The following is a 13939-nucleotide window of genomic DNA, read 5'->3' as shown; positions in this document are numbered from 1 at the left end:
CGGCGCGCGGCGCTGCGCTCAGCGCGCCGCCGCCCGCATGCCGGGCACGGCGTCCAGGAAGGCCGCGATGCGCTGCGCCACTTGCTGCTCGCGTTCGCGATGGGGCACGTGGCGCGTGTCGGGCATCAGCTCCATCTGCGCCGGCCCGCCGGCCAGGCGCGTGAACATGTCCGGATGCACGTCGGAGCCGTACTCGTCTTCGCTGCCGTGGATGGCCAGCAGCGGGCAGCGCACCGACGGCAGCGTGTCCGCCAGCGACCAGTCGGCGAAGGCCGGTCCCAGCCAGGTCCCGATCCAGGCATCCAGCACCCACTGCGTCTTGCCGCCGTGATAGCGCGCCAGGCGCTGGAACTGCTCGGGCTGGGCGAACTGGACCTTGGCATCGCGGATGCCGGCCAGCGTCTTCTCTTCGACGAAGGCCTGGGCCGCTTCGGTGACCAGGGCTTCGCAGTCATCGCCGGCCGCCGCCGCGCAATAGGTCGCCATGCCGCCGCCGACGCTGTGCCCCATCACGACGAAGCGCCCGATGCCAAGCTGCGCGCGCAGGCGCGGGAAGACCTCGGTGGACTCGGCCCGTACGAAGTCCGGGCCGAGCCGGTCGGCGCGTGCCTCGGACTCGCCGAAACCGGGCCGGTCGTAGGCGATCACGCGGCGCCCGCTGTGGCGCGCCAGCGTGGCCGGGAAGGTGCCCCACAGGCGCACGCAGCCGAGCGAGTCGTGCATCAGCACGATGGGCGGCAGGCCGGCCGCGGCGGCATCCCCGTCCTGCCAGCTGCGCGCGAAGACGCGTCCGTGGGCGGTGTCGATCCAGTGGTCCTCGGTGATGAGTTGCGGTGCATCCATGGTGCTTTCGTGATCCCTATTTGTTGTCCCGTATCCGAGCAGATGCCGGAGCACGCCTGCGGCGGCCACGCCGACGATCACGGTCGGCAGCAGCGGCAGGCGCGCCGCCGCCAGCACGGCCAGGGCCGGTGCCGGCGGGTCGGCCGGCCTCGCGGAAGCAAGGGCGGCGCGATCACGGCGATCAAGACACATCCGGGCACATTTTCCATCACTGCGCGCCTTCGTGGGCCGAGCGCAGTACCAGGCACCCGGGTCAGACCGGGGCAGCCGGCATGCGCAGCTCCTGCGGCGTCATCTCGTAGGCGCGGCGGAAGGCGCGCGAGAAGTCCGACGGGGTCTTGAAGCCGCAGGCGTAGGCAATGTCCTTGACCGGTATCTGCGGGAAGGCCACCAGCTCGTGCGCGGCCAGGCGCAGGCGCAGCCGCTGGATGTAGCGGGCCAGCCCGCCCTCGTGCTGGAACAGCCGGTAGACCGAGGGGCGCGCCAGGCCCAGCGCATCCAGCACGCTGTCCGGCGACAGTTCGGCCTCGTGCAGGTGGTGCCGGATATGCCGCAGCACCTGGCCGTACATCTGCGCGCGCTCCACCGCGCGCGCGTTGCCGAGCAATCCGGCCTGCCGGCCGTAGGCCTCGGCCAGCAGGCGGACGATGGCACGCAGATGGAAGCCCGCCTCGGCCGCCGGCATGCGCCGGATGCGGCCCGCCAGGGCCGCGCACCGCTCGATGATGAGCCGGGCGATCGGCACGTCGGCGCCGATCGCCCGGCCATGGATGGTGGCCGGGTCGACCAGCAGGTCCTCCAGCACCTGGCCGGACACGAAGAGGGTGATGACGCGGCAGGCGTGGCGGATCATGCGCACGGGCTGGTCCATATCGAGCCCGAGGATGCCGTCGGCCACGGCGGCGTCGGTGCGCCTGGCGCGCCGCCCCGACAGGATCCCGGTGCCGCCCGACAGGAAGATGTGGAAGGCGAAGCTGCGCACGCTGTCGCGCGAGATGCGGGCGATGGTGCGCTCGATCTGCAGCGTATCCGTCACGCAGTCGGTGAAGGCGATGCCGCCGGCGTCGTAGCGCGCGATGGCGCCGCGGAAGGGCTGCGCGAGCTGGTCGCGCAGCGGCAGCACATCCATCACGTGTCCGACGCGGCCGCGCCATGCCAGCAGCTGCTGGTGGAACGGCTCGCCCGCAACGTCGAAGTAGCTGAAGGTGACGCGCTCGGCGTCCGGCGCCGGATGGCCTGGCCAGATCGGATGATTCGGCATGGAACGTGGCGCGGCCGGATGGGATGGGGGCATATGTCGGCCGGGATAGCCGGACGACCGTAGCGGCATCGGCGCGGCGCTGTCAAGAGCGCCCACGCATTTTTTCCCCCGGCGCCGCCACAGAAACTGAGACGCATGGTCAAGCCCTCCGGCGATGGGATTGCATGCTTCCCCATGCTTCCCCCACTCCGGCGCCCGCGGCAAGAGCCAGCCAGGCGTGCACCGGTCCGGTGCCTGCGCGCCGGGCAGGGAACGCGGAGGACAAGCTGCGCCATCCACGAGCGCGCGGCCTCCGCAAGCCAGAACAGCAGAACGGCGGAACAACGACGGGACGACGCGCCGGCCTACGGCGCGCGATCCCGGGTCCAGGGTCAAGGGTCAAGCGTCAGGGGGCGGGAAGTCATGCAGCACAACAGGAGCGCGGCGCCGGGCCGCAAAGAGTGGGATCGCGAAGCGCTGGACCGCGCATTCTCGACGTTCGCCGGCATGGAAGGGGGCAATCCGGCGGCGGCGGTCTGGATCTGCGACGCCATGCCGCTCTTCCTCGGCATGCCATTGCCGCTGGCCTTGCAGGGCCGCCCCGAGCCGGACGCGTGGGATGCCGCCTACCGCCGCCGCCATGCCCACCTGCTGCCGCGCTGGCAGACGCACTACCGCATCGCGCGGGTGATGGCGTCGGCGCGTGCCGCGGCGCTGCCCCCCGGGCGCAGCCTGATGTCGGCGCCCGACTATTTCCACCGCCACCTCTATGCGCCGCGCGGCTGGGAATTCAAGCTGAACCTGTTCCCGCTGCCCGAGCGGCTCGATGCCGCCCTGCCGTGGACCAAGGTCTTCGCCGAGCAGCCGGAACTGCGCTCGCGGCCGGCCTTCCTGCGCCTGTGCCGCGAAGGCGGACGCTTCCGCTTCCTGCATGGACTGCGCCAGCGCCACCGCCCGCGCGTGCTGCTGTGCCTGGGCGAGCGCCATCGCCACGACTACCTGCGTGCCTTCGGCTTCCAGGACGTGGCGGGCAGCGAAGCCGTGCTGCAGCCGGCCGACACCACCCACCGCCTGCAGATCTTCCAGCACGAGGGCACCACGCTGGTGGTGGCGCCCTCCTTCGGCGGCGTGCAGGGGCTGAGTTCGGACGTGTTGCTGGAAGCGCTGGGCACCTTCCTGGCCCAGTGGCTGCGCGCGACGGACTTCCCGCCGCTGCTGGACGAGGTGGAGCAGCCCGGCGCGCCCGCCGCGGGACCGCTGTTCCCGCAGGCAGCCGGCGCCGTGCCGATGCACGCCGGCGCAGCCGCCTGAGCGGCCACCCGGACGGCACCTCCGGCGTGCGCATCGGCCCGCGTCCGGCCGCTCAGAACTTGTGGCGGATCCCGACCGCCATGCCCAGCATCGACGACTGGCCGCTGGCCGGCGCGTAGCTGTTGCCCAGCGACAGGCTGTTGGCAAAGCCGATCGACGCCGAGTCCAGCGCCAGTCCGGCGTTCCTGGCGTAGGCGGCGGTGAAGTAGAGATCAGTGCGCTTCGACAGGCTGTAGCCGGCGATCAGGTTGAGCTGCCAGGGGTTGGCGAGCGCGCTGTTGCCGTACAGGTTCTTCAGGTTGTCGTAGGCGTACTCGAGCGTCAGGCTGAGGGCCGGCGTGACCTGGTAGATGCCGCCCACCCAGTAGTAGTCGTCGCGCCCGATCACCGCGCCCGTCGCGCCCTGGTTCTGTCCCCAGCGGTAGCCGCCGATCAGGCGCGCAGGGCCGAAGCTGTAGCTGAGCGCCGCGGCGGCCTTGCGGAAGCTGCCGCTGCCGCTGCCGATGCTCGGGTTGAACTGGTCGTAGCCGAGCGCCGCGGCCAAGGGGCCGGCGCCATAGGTGAGCGCGGCGCCGTAGGCGCTGTCGCGGCGGAACTGCCCCGGGTTCTCGCCGTTGCCGCCGATGGCGGCGCCGCCCGCCACCACCTGCGGCAGGGCCAGCCCGGTGCCGAACGACCAGTGCGCGACGGCCGTCAGGGCGCCGAAGGTGCCGCTGTACTTGATGGTGTTGTCCTCGCGGAAATTGGCGCCGGTCAGCATCACCACCGGCTCATACTGCGTGGCGAAGTAGGCCGGCACGAAGTTCGCCATGCTGTCGAACAGCGAGGTGTACTGCCGGCCCAGCGAAAGCTGGCCGAGCGTCGCGCTCTGCAGGCCGACGAAGGCCTGCCGCCCGAACAGCCGGCCGCTCTGCTGGAGGGTGCCGGTGTCGAGATTGAAGCCGCTCTCCAGCACGAAGTTCACCTTGAGTCCCTGCCCCAGGTCCTCGACGCCGCGGAGGCCCCAGCGCGAGCCCGACAGGCCGCCCGAGTTCAGGCGCACGACCTGGTTGGCGGGCCCGGGATTGAAGCCGTTGGCGGCGGTCGGCACCGTGCCCGCGTGGTTGACGAACTCGACGCTGGCATCGGCCACGCCGTAGAGCGTGACGCCGGACTGCGCGCTGGCGGCGCCCGCACAGGCCAAACAGGCCAAACAGGCCAGCAGCGCGGCGGCCGCGATGCGATGACGTTTTTTCATTTTTCTCCTCCTGGTGTTATCGATGGGGTGGTGACGGGTGTTGCGGGGGGTCGGGAAGATCGGAGGCTGGAGCATCCCGGCAACAGGGCGGGCCCCGGGGTGCTACGGATCGCTATCGGTCGCTAGGGATCACTGCGTTGTCATCGCTTGCCGCCTGCCGCGTGGCGCGGCGGCCGGGCTCGCGCCGGTCCGCTTCCGTTTTATTTGATACGGTGGCAAATAAGGATTCTAAATTAATTGCCAGTATCTCAAATAAGTGGATACCACTAGCCAGCGGTATCAGGATTCAACGGCGGGGACTCATGGCAGCGACCGATCGCTGAACGCAGGCGCGCGCAGGAAGCGGCGCCGGGGGCCGGCAGCCCTGCCCTCGCGCGCAAGCGAGGGGCAAGAGCAGGAGAAGGAAGCTATGCCGCCTTGGCCTTGCGCTTCTTCGGCGCCGCGGCAGCCGTGCGCCAGGCCTCGATCCCGTCCAGCGTGATGCGCAGCCCTTCCTCGAAGGCCGTCTCCGACGACAGGCGCGAGAAGGCCTTGGCGACGAAGCGCGCGCCGGGATACTGCCCGGCCGGCACCTGGCTCAGCTTCTCTTCGATGAAGGCCTGGTGGTAGGCCGGCAGCTGGCGCGAGGCTTCCGCCATGCTGGTCGAGACCAGGTACTGGGCGATCAGGTGGTAGGCCAGCGCGACCTGCTCGGCACTGAATCCGCCCTGCATGATGGCGGACGTCATCCGGTTGAAGAACTCCATGCCGTAGTCGGTCTCGCCGGGCTCCACGTCCTGGAACAGGCGGAAGCGGTTGTGCGAGGCCACGTAGATGCTGACGCCCGGATTCTCCAGCGCCACCTGGAAGCTCAGCCGCGCGATGCGCTCCACGTCGCCGCGCCAGTCTCCGCTGAGCGCGGGCGTGCGGCTCATGCGCATGCGGTAGTAGTCGTTGAGCACACCCGACACCAGCTTGTCGCGCCCGCCCAGGTAATAGTGGATCAGGCCGGGCGCGACGCCGAAGTCCTTGGCCAGCTGGACCATCGAGATCTGGTCCAGCGGCATGGTCCGGGTCAGCGCGATGGCGTGCTGCAGGATGGCCGTGCGGCTGAGCATGGGCTCGGCGCCGATCGGCGAATCGCTCTTGGGCGGGCGGCCGCGCCGGCGCGGGATGGGTGCGGGTGCGGGTTGGGCGGCGGCGGGCTTGCGTGCGGCGGACATGGTGGGGAAGCGGGGGATCGACGGGATGCGGATGGAAATTGCGCCGGTCCCAATTCTACTCCGCCCGCCGTGCCGGCCCTGCCCTGTGCCGCCCTGCCCCGTGCCGCCCGCTCAAGCGGACACCGCCACCTCGCCCGCCGCGCCGTGGGCCGCCGGGCGCCGGTAGCGCCCCAGCGACAGCACCAGCAGCGCGGCCACGCCCAGCATGGCCGGCAGCACCAGCAGCGGCAGCGCGTAGTCGCCATGGCGGTCGAACCAGGCGCCCAGGCCGACCGGGCCGATCACGGCGCCGAAGCCGTAGCCCGAGAAGGCGATGCCGAACAGGGTGCCGAAGGCGCGCAGGCCGAAGTAGGAACGCACCAGGTAGGAGATCAGGTCGCCCTCGGCGCCGATGGTCAGGCCGATCAGCGTGGTCGCCAGCAGCAGCGTGCCGTAGTCCCCGCCCGCGCGCAGCAGCAGGATGCCCAGCGCCCCGCCGGCGAAGAAGACCGCGGCGACCAGCGGCGCGTGGATGCGGTCGATCAGGATGCCGGTGGCGATGCGGCCGACCAGCAGGCCCACCCCCACGGTGGAGGCGCTGCGGGCAGCCTCGGCCGGCGTGAAGCCGCGGTCGGCGAACATCGCCGGCAGGTGCGGCCCCAGCGACAGCGTGGCGGACGAAGCCAGCACGAAGACCAGCCAGATCGCCCACAGGCGGTAGCTGCGCAGGGCCTGGCCCAGCGTCATGCCGTCCGCCGCGGCGGAAGGCCCGCCCGCGGCGCGCGTCGGCACGTGCCGTTCGCGCAGCAGCGCGCAGGCCAGCAGCGACAGCACGATGGTGCCGCCGCCCAGCGTCGCGTAGGCAGCGCGCCAGCCGTGCGCCGTGACCAGGTACTGCGCGCTCATCGGCATCAGCACGGTGCCCGCGCCCAGGCCGCACATGGCCAGGCCCAGCGCCAGGCCCAGGCGGCGGTCGAACCACTGCGGCAGCACGGCGAGGTAGCCCAGCACCGAGGTGGCCGCCCCCGACACGCCGACCAGCACCGACAGCCAGACCCACAGCGCCTTGCTGCCATTCTGCAGCGCCATGGCCGCCGTGGCCAGGCCGAACACCACCGCCGAACAGGCGATCACGCGCCGGATGCCGAAGCGGTCCATCAGCGAGCCGACCAGCGGGCTGACCACCGCCAGGCCGAACATCGACGCCGCATACGACAGCGAGGCCTCCGAGCGGCCCCAGCCGAACTCGGCGGCCAGCGGCCGCACGAAGACGCCGGCCGTCGCGTTGAAGAGCGGCGCATAGCCGGCCAGCATGCCGAGTGCCGCGCCGAGGATGACGGCGGCATAGGTCCACTTGCCGGCCGGCGGCCGGGTATCGTTCGGGGGCTGCATGGGAGTTGTCTCCAGGATGGTCGGGCACGCCTCTGCGGGCGCATGCCCCGGGGGAAAAGCGGAAGGCCGGCGCTGCCTCAGCCGAGGCCCGCGCGGCTGCCGAGGTAGGCGCCCGCGGCCGGCGCCACCGCCTCGATGCCGAGGCGGCGCATCATCTGCCGCGCGGTGCAGACCGCGGTCGAGGTGACCGGGATGCCCAGCATGGCCTGCGCCTGCTCGATGGCGGCGAAAGACGGCATCTGCACGCAGGCCGACAGCACCACGGTGTCCACGCCGGCCACGTCGAGCCGGCGCACGTCGTCCAGCAACTGCATGGGATCGCGCGCGCCCACCTCCAGGTTATCGAGGATGGAGAAGTTGACGGCGTCCTTGACCTCGATGCCCTCCGCCTCGATGTAGTCGACCACGGTGTGCGTGAGGGCGTCGCTGTAGGGCGCCAGCAGCGCGATGCGGCGCGCGCCGAAGTCCTTCAGTTCCTCCACCAGGGCCCCGGCCGAGGTCATGATGGCCGGCGCATGCGGCTCGCCGGCGAGGGCGGCGGACAGGTCGTCGACCACCTGGCGGTGGTAGCCCCGGCCCATGCACATGGTGGCGACCAGGCAGGCCGTGCTCATCACGTCGACGCGCGCGTCGGCGAGTTCCAGGGCACAGCGCCCCATGTCGCGGTTCATCCGCTCCAGTTCCTCGGCCACCACCCGGTGCATGCGCACCCGGCTGGCGTGGAAGGAGAAGCGCTCGGGCCGCGTGCGCATGCGGCCGGCGAAGATGGCCGGGATCTCCCGTTCCATGGTGATGTTGGAGCTGGGCACGATCTGCCCGATTCGGTATTGCATGACGTATTGCCTCGGCGGCCGGGGTTCAGGGGAATGCGGGGGACGCGGATGACGCGGATGACGCGGATGACGCCGGCGACGGCGGCTGCAGCCACCCGGCCAGCACCGCGCGCAGCGAGTCCGGGATCGGCGTGCCGACCCGTTCGTCCAGCCGCACGCAGATCGGCGAGAAGATGGCGTCGAAGACCGGGCTGCCATCGGGCCGCCGCGCCACGCAGCGCAGGTCGAAGGAGCGCGTGCGGATGGCCTGCACCGAGCACGCGATATCGATGACATCGTCCGGCCACAGCGTGCCGATGAACTCGAAGCGCATCGCCTTGCACGGCGTGCCCACACCATGCGCCGCGCCCAGGCGCCCGCCGCCGCCCGCGAGGTGGTCGGTGAAGAGGCCCACGGCACCCAGCAGGTAGTCGGTGAAGCGGCCGGTATAGACCACCCCGGCCGGGTCGCAATCGCCCCAGCGCACGGTGCGGCGCACGACGAAGGGGCGCTCGCTCAGCACATACTCGGTGGCGCGCATCATGGCTGCTCCGCCGCCAGGCCGGCCACGCCGCCCGCGGCCAGTTCCGCCATCAGATTGGGGAACTGGGCCTGCAGGCGCTGCAGGTCGACGCGGCCGGTGCGCGTCATGAAGCGGTAGACGAACTCGTGCGGCGTCGGCAGTTCCATCCACTCGCGGATGCGCTCGTACCAATTGTACGAGGCTTCCGAAGCGCTGATCAGCTTGGCCTTCTGCGGGCGGCGCACGTCGTCGTACTGCTGCAGTGCCGCCGGCACATCGTGCGGGTGTGCGACGATGGCATCGGCGAGCGCCATGGCGTCTTCCATGGCGATGCGCGTGCCGGAGCCGATCGAAAAGTGGGCGCTGGTCAGCGCATCGCCGATCAGGACCTTGTTGCCGGCGTGCCAGGTCTGGTTGACGATGACAGGAAACTGGCGCCACGCCGAATTGTTCGAGACCAGGCGGTAGCCGCCGAGCTCCGGCGCGAACACGGTCTCGAACAGGGCCTGGCGCGCCGCGTCCGTCATCGCTTCCATGCCGAAGTCCAGCCAGGTCTGGTGATCGCACTCGGCTACGAAGGTGCTCATGGTGTCCGAGTACGGGTAGTAGTGCGCGACGAAGTAGCCGCCGTCGTGCTTGCGGAACACCAGCGCGGGGTTCGCGAACGGCTTCTCGACGCCATACCAGGCGAAATGATTACTCAGGTGGCGGCGGGTGGTGCCGAAGGCATCCTCGTGGGCGGCGCGCAGCCGCGAGTTGACGCCGTCGGCACCGACCACCAGGTCGGCCTGCAGCGCGTCGAAGTCCTCGATGCGCTGCTGGAAAGCGATACGCACGCCCAGCGCGCGCGCCCTGGCCTGCAGGATGGCCAGCAGGCGGATGCGGGGAATGGCGCCGCCGCCCGCGCCCGGGCGCTTCATCGTGATCGGATGCTCGTGGCAGACGATGGAATGGCGGTCGCTGAAGCGCATCGCCTGCGCCAGCTCGTCGACCACCACCGGCGAGGCCGCGCGCAGGTTGGACAGCCCGGTATCGGCCAGCACCACGCCGAAGCCGAAGGTGGCGTCTTCCGGATTCTGCTCGTAGACGTCGATCTCGACGCCGGCCATGCGCTCCTTGAGCAGGATCGAGAGGAACAGGCCCGAGGGGCCGCCGCCGATGATTGCGATCTTCATGCCGGCTCTCCCGCCGTGACCACCAGCGCGTCCATGTCGAACTGCTGAATCGAACCGCGCAGGCCGCCGGTCAGCGCGCCGTACCAGACCGCGGGCTTGAAGCCGAGCGCCTTGCGCTGGAAGCGCAGCCCGGGGTTGCCGTCGATGCGCACGTAGCCGTTGGCGAGGCGGGTGGTGGCATAGCCCTCGCTGTGCCGCGCGGCCTCGACCAGGGCGGCGAACTCGGGCACGTCCAGCACGTAGATCGAGGCGCGCTGCGGCGCGCCGGCGGCCGCGCCGGTGCCGGCATCGGTGCCGGCCTCCGGTCCCGGATCGATGCGACTGCCCTTGCGCTGCCACACCGGCTCGATCGAGTCGAAGCCGGCGCCGTCGCGCCCGGCCTGCTCCAGCTCGATCGCGGCCTCGATGGTGCGCGCGGCGTCCTCGCGGTCGGCCGTGCCGAACGGCCGCATCTGCCAGGTGATCTCGATCGGGTAGCCGTTCGGATCGTTGAAATAGATCGACTCGATCACCTCGTGGCGGATCTGGTAGCGCACCGGGATGCCGGCCGCCTCCGCGCGCTGGCGCCAGGCCAGCAGCTCGGCCTCGTCGCGCACGCGCCAGGCGGTGTGGGTGGCGCGGTCCTGGTAGTGCTCGCGCACGGCCAGCCAGTCGGGCCGCTCGGTGCCGATGTAGTAGAAGAAGGCGATGGTGCTGCCGTTGCCGCTGTCGAAGAAGAAGTGCAGGAAGTCGGCATGGTTGTCCGGCCCCCAGCCCTTGGCGGAGATCGCATGCACCAGCGGCAGGCCGAGCCGGTCGCGGTAGAACTGCACGGTCTCGGCAAGCTTCCAGGTCGGGCGCGCGGTATGGTGCACGCCGTGCAGGGCGAGGACGGGGAGGTCGGGGAGGTCGGACGGAATCGTGGCTTGGGTCATCTCACTTTCCTTCAGTGATGGCAGAGGCGGTGGCGGTGGCGGTGGCGGTGGCGGTGGCGGTGGCGGTGGCGGTGGCGGTGGCGGTGGCGGTGGGGGCGGTGGAGGCTTCGGCCTCCAGCACCTGGACGATGCGCTGGCGCAGCAGCACCTTGCTCAACTTGCCGGACGCGGTCAGCGGGAACTCCGTGACCACCTCCAGGCGCTCGGGCCACTTGAACTTGGCCAGCCCGGCCTCCTGCAGGAACTGCGTCAGCACGGGCAGGGTCGGTGCCGGCGCGGCCGGCTTGGGAATGACGAAGGCGCAGACGCGCTCGCCGTACACCTTGTCGGGCATGCCGACCACCGCGCAGGCCAGCACCGCCGGGTGTTCCTGGATCACGTTCTCCAGCTCCTCGGCGTTGATCTTCTCGCCGCCGCGGTCGACCACGTCCTTGATGCGGCCGCAGAAGAAGTAGTAGCGCCGGCCGTCGACCACGCGCGAGCTCATCAGGTCGCCGGAGCGGTAGAAGCCGTCGGCGGTGAAGCGGTGCACGTCTTCCTGCTCCGACTTGTAGTAGCCGCGGATGGTGTAGGGACCGCGGAACAGCGCCTCGCCGACCTCGCCGTCGGCGACCTCGTCCTCCGTGCCCGGATGGACGATGCGTACCTCGTCCTGCGCGCACACCGGCCGCCCGACCGAAGCGTCGCGGATCTCCGGCGCGTCGTCGGGGCGGGTGAACATGATCACGCCTTCGGTCATGCCGAAGATATGGCGGGTGGGCGAGCCGGTCAGCCGGGTCAGGTTGGTGGCGTTCTTCGGCGCGATGAAGTTGCGGCGCGCGCGCGCCTGCGCATCGCCCTTGGCCAGCTCCGGCGCGATGCGCATCAGGATCGGGCCCGCCACGCCGAACCAGGTGGGCGCATAGTCGCGCACCAGTCCCTGCAGGTTCTCTTCGCCGATGTCGGGCGACACCGTCACGGTGGCGCCGCTGAGCAGGAAGGGGCCGAAGAAGCAGCCCATGTTGAGGTTGTGCAGGTAGGGCGTGGGGAAGAACAGCACATCCTCCTGCGTGTAGCCGTTGAACGCGGCCACCGCGCGCATGTTGTACAGGTACTCGTTGTGGAAGCGCGGGATGATCTTGGGCACCCCGGTCGATCCGCCCGAGAGCTGGAACACCGCCACCTGGAAGGGCTCGTGGCGCACCGCGGCGAGGCGCTCGCGCGCCGCCTCCAGCGGCATGTCGCGGATCAGGTCCTGCAGCAGCACGGCGCGGCCGCGCCGCTGCCCGCGCGCCTGCAGGATGAAGGCGAGGCTGCCGACCTCCTGCTGCATCGACTCGGCGAAGGCGACGTCGTCGAACTTGGCATCGTCGCCCTGCACGAAGTGCAGGCGGGCCTCGCAGAGATTGCCGAGGTAGCCGATCTCCAGCTTGCGGAAGGCCTGCAGCGAGCACAGCGGAATGATGCCGGCCTTCAGGCAGGCGAAGAAGGTCAGCAGCAGCTCGTTGCAGTTGCCGCACTGGAAGATGGCGCGGTCCAGCGGGCGCATGCCGAGGGCGAGCAGGGCCGCGCCCAGGCGGTCGGTGGCCTCGTCGAGCTGGGCGTAGCTGTACTCGCCCTCCGGTCCCGCCAGGGCCAGGCGCCCGGCGTGCGTGCGGAAGGCGTCCTGGAAGCCGCCGGCGAGCGTCTCGCGGTTCAGCACGCCTTGTTCCATGTAGCGGCGCAGGCGCGCCTCGTCCGGATAGCGGACCCCCTCCAGGAGCACGGATGGCCTGACGCTGTCGATCTGCTGCATGTCTGTCTACCTCTGTCTGTCGTTTTCGGTGTCTCGATCGGTCGATGGCGCCGCCGGGGCGTGGCGGCACACCGGCCCTAAACCATGGTCTCGCGCAGCCATTCCACGATATGCCGCCCGGCCACGCGCTGGCCCGGCTCCTCGTCGCGGCCGAGCGCCATGCCGTGATGGTTGCCGCGCACGCGCAGGTGGCGCTTGTCGGCGGCGGGGATCTGCTCGTAGATGGCGCGGATCTCGGCGGGGAAGGTGCACTGGTCGCCGGTGTACTCGATCAGCAGGGTCGGCTGGTGCAGGCTGCCGAGCGTCTTGTCCAGCGAGGCGTTCGACGACAGCCCCGACCACGTCGACAGCCACGATTCGGGCGTCACCACGCGCGCGAACCCCACGCTGCCCCAGTTGGAGACGAAGGGGTCCCTGCCCCACAGCGAACCGGGCTTGCGGTCCGACGGGTCGAGCGTGGTATCCCAGGCACGCAGGTCGGCGTCGGTGCGCCACACGGTGAAGACCGGCGCGTGCGCGGCGACGCGGCGCTCCACCTCGCTCGCAGTGCCAGCCTTGACGCGCCGGTGGGCCTCCTGCTTGGCCTGCAGCAAGGCACGCGCATGCGCGTCGATGTGCGTCACGCGCGCCGCCTGCGCCTCGCGGTAACGCGTGACGAACCCGGGCGCATAGCGCGCCTGCCCCGTCTGCGCGTCGTAGCCGTTGGCTGCGGCGAACGGGTCCAGCGCCGGGTCGGCACGCATCGGATCCTGCTCGTCGACCACCGAGGCGTCGAGGCCGCTCATCAGCAGCTTGCCCTGGCCGGGATGCGGCGACACCAGGATCATGCCGTCCACCTCCGGCATGGGCACTTCGCCCAGCAGCGTCGGCCGGCCCGCCGGCGTGCGCGCGATGCGCAGCTCGCGCGGCGTCAGCGCCTGCTGGTTGTAGAAGGTGTAGAGGCCCGCGCCGCCCGAGTTGCCGAGCAGCACGATGCGCTCGTAGCCGAGGTCGCGCAGGTGCGACATGCCCGCCGCCACATCGAGCAGGGCGATCTCGTGCTCCAGCCGCAGGTCGTTGCCGATCGAGCGCGGCCCCTGCACCCAGCAGGCGCAGCCGGCGTCCAGCACGAACGGCACGAGATAGTGCGTGATCGCCATCTCGCGCGGATGCATCAGCGAGACCACGGTGCGCTCCTTGCCGGTGACGGTGAAGAGGAATCCCAGCGTACGCTGCCCGTCGGCGGTGCTCAAGGCATACGGCACCATCTGGTAGGGACGGGCCATCAGCCGCGCATCCCACGATGCGCCGCGCATCCCCGCCGTCACCTGGGCCTTGTCCTGCTCTGTCACGATGCCGTCTCCTTGGTTCTGGATGCCGCGGCCCCATCGGCCCGGCATTATTGACATAGTCTCAAATAAAGTCGCGTGAAAGTCGCGCAGAAGAGTCACGCTGACGTCGCAGACAGGCGACACAAGCGGCCTCACCGCTGCCTGCAGCAGGATCCGGCACGGCAGGCGCCGTGGAAGCCGGCGTCACGCTTTATTTGATATGCTGT

The 13939-nt window shown here is 70.6% G+C and carries 12 protein-coding genes; 1 reads left to right on the top strand and 11 read right to left on the bottom strand.

What is annotated here, in order from left to right:
* Positions 1 to 18: 18 nt before the first annotated feature.
* Entirely contained in the window at positions 19 to 843 is an 825-nt protein-coding gene (locus BKK80_RS21400) for an alpha/beta fold hydrolase (RefSeq protein ID WP_071073175.1), read from the bottom strand.
* A gap of 253 nt (positions 844 to 1096) precedes the next feature.
* Positions 1097 to 2104, bottom strand: a complete 1008-nt coding sequence (locus BKK80_RS21395; RefSeq protein ID WP_071071124.1) for a helix-turn-helix domain-containing protein — start codon at positions 2102 to 2104, stop codon at positions 1097 to 1099.
* 402 nt (positions 2105 to 2506) lie between these two features.
* On the opposite strand from BKK80_RS21395, the gene BKK80_RS21390 reads away from it, so the two are divergent.
* Positions 2507 to 3394, top strand: coding sequence for a hypothetical protein (locus tag BKK80_RS21390; protein ID WP_071017222.1), 888 nt, complete (start codon positions 2507 to 2509; stop codon positions 3392 to 3394).
* A gap of 52 nt (positions 3395 to 3446) precedes the next feature.
* Here the strand turns inward: BKK80_RS21390 and BKK80_RS21385 are convergent, their stop codons facing one another.
* The 9 genes from BKK80_RS21385 to BKK80_RS21345 all read right to left on the bottom strand — a co-directional run bounded on the left by BKK80_RS21385 (position 3447) and on the right by BKK80_RS21345 (position 13667).
* Positions 3447 to 4631, bottom strand: coding sequence for a porin (locus tag BKK80_RS21385; RefSeq protein ID WP_071071122.1), 1185 nt, complete (start codon positions 4629 to 4631; stop codon positions 3447 to 3449).
* A 407-nt stretch (positions 4632 to 5038) separates the two neighbouring features.
* Positions 5039 to 5833, bottom strand: coding sequence for a TetR/AcrR family transcriptional regulator (locus tag BKK80_RS21380; protein ID WP_071039269.1), 795 nt, complete (start codon positions 5831 to 5833; stop codon positions 5039 to 5041).
* A 111-nt stretch (positions 5834 to 5944) separates the two neighbouring features.
* A complete protein-coding gene (locus tag BKK80_RS21375) occupies positions 5945 to 7204 on the bottom strand; it encodes an MFS transporter (RefSeq protein ID WP_071017227.1) in 1260 nt (419 codons plus the stop codon).
* Between the two features lie 77 nt (positions 7205 to 7281).
* Positions 7282 to 8037, bottom strand: a complete 756-nt coding sequence (locus BKK80_RS21370) for a maleate cis-trans isomerase family protein (RefSeq protein WP_071017229.1) — start codon at positions 8035 to 8037, stop codon at positions 7282 to 7284.
* Positions 8038 to 8062: 25 nt separating this feature from the next.
* On the bottom strand, positions 8063 to 8560 hold the full coding sequence (locus tag BKK80_RS21365) for an acyl-CoA thioesterase (protein WP_071071121.1): 498 nt from the start codon (positions 8558 to 8560) through the stop codon (positions 8063 to 8065).
* Complete coding sequence (locus BKK80_RS21360; RefSeq protein WP_071071119.1) at positions 8557 to 9714, bottom strand: FAD-dependent monooxygenase; 1158 nt, start codon at positions 9712 to 9714, stop codon at positions 8557 to 8559. Before BKK80_RS21360 ends, BKK80_RS21365 begins: the two co-directional genes overlap by 4 nt.
* Positions 9711 to 10628, bottom strand: coding sequence for a VOC family protein (locus tag BKK80_RS21355; RefSeq protein ID WP_071071116.1), 918 nt, complete (start codon positions 10626 to 10628; stop codon positions 9711 to 9713). Before BKK80_RS21355 ends, BKK80_RS21360 begins: the two co-directional genes overlap by 4 nt.
* A gap of 1 nt (position 10629) precedes the next feature.
* Entirely contained in the window at positions 10630 to 12402 is a 1773-nt protein-coding gene (locus BKK80_RS21350) for an AMP-binding protein (protein WP_084545675.1), read from the bottom strand.
* Positions 12403 to 12479: 77 nt separating this feature from the next.
* A complete protein-coding gene (locus BKK80_RS21345; protein WP_071073172.1) occupies positions 12480 to 13667 on the bottom strand; it encodes an alpha/beta hydrolase in 1188 nt (395 codons plus the stop codon).
* Positions 13668 to 13939 lie beyond the last annotated feature (272 nt).

This window comes from Cupriavidus malaysiensis (assembly GCF_001854325.1).
GTDB lineage: Bacteria > Pseudomonadota > Gammaproteobacteria > Burkholderiales > Burkholderiaceae > Cupriavidus > Cupriavidus malaysiensis.
This window is presented reverse-complemented; position numbering and strand designations above follow the sequence as displayed.

Excerpts from the sequence above, each read along its gene's own strand:
- BKK80_RS21400 (WP_071073175.1), bottom strand. The coding sequence starts at position 843 with ATGGATGCACCGCAACTCATCACCGAGGACCACTGGATCGACACCGCC.
- BKK80_RS21395 (WP_071071124.1), bottom strand. The coding sequence starts at position 2,104 with ATGCCGAATCATCCGATCTGGCCAGGCCATCCGGCGCCGGACGCCGAG.
- BKK80_RS21390 (WP_071017222.1), top strand. The coding sequence starts at position 2,507 with ATGCAGCACAACAGGAGCGCGGCGCCGGGCCGCAAAGAGTGGGATCGC.
- BKK80_RS21385 (WP_071071122.1), bottom strand. The coding sequence starts at position 4,631 with ATGAAAAAACGTCATCGCATCGCGGCCGCCGCGCTGCTGGCCTGTTTG.
- BKK80_RS21380 (WP_071039269.1), bottom strand. The coding sequence starts at position 5,833 with ATGTCCGCCGCACGCAAGCCCGCCGCCGCCCAACCCGCACCCGCACCC.
- BKK80_RS21375 (WP_071017227.1), bottom strand. The coding sequence starts at position 7,204 with ATGCAGCCCCCGAACGATACCCGGCCGCCGGCCGGCAAGTGGACCTAT.
- BKK80_RS21370 (WP_071017229.1), bottom strand. The coding sequence starts at position 8,037 with ATGCAATACCGAATCGGGCAGATCGTGCCCAGCTCCAACATCACCATG.
- BKK80_RS21365 (WP_071071121.1), bottom strand. The coding sequence starts at position 8,560 with ATGATGCGCGCCACCGAGTATGTGCTGAGCGAGCGCCCCTTCGTCGTG.
- BKK80_RS21360 (WP_071071119.1), bottom strand. The coding sequence starts at position 9,714 with ATGAAGATCGCAATCATCGGCGGCGGCCCCTCGGGCCTGTTCCTCTCG.
- BKK80_RS21355 (WP_071071116.1), bottom strand. The coding sequence starts at position 10,628 with ATGACCCAAGCCACGATTCCGTCCGACCTCCCCGACCTCCCCGTCCTC.
- BKK80_RS21350 (WP_084545675.1), bottom strand. The coding sequence starts at position 12,402 with ATGCAGCAGATCGACAGCGTCAGGCCATCCGTGCTCCTGGAGGGGGTC.
- BKK80_RS21345 (WP_071073172.1), bottom strand. The coding sequence starts at position 13,667 with ATGGCCCGTCCCTACCAGATGGTGCCGTATGCCTTGAGCACCGCCGAC.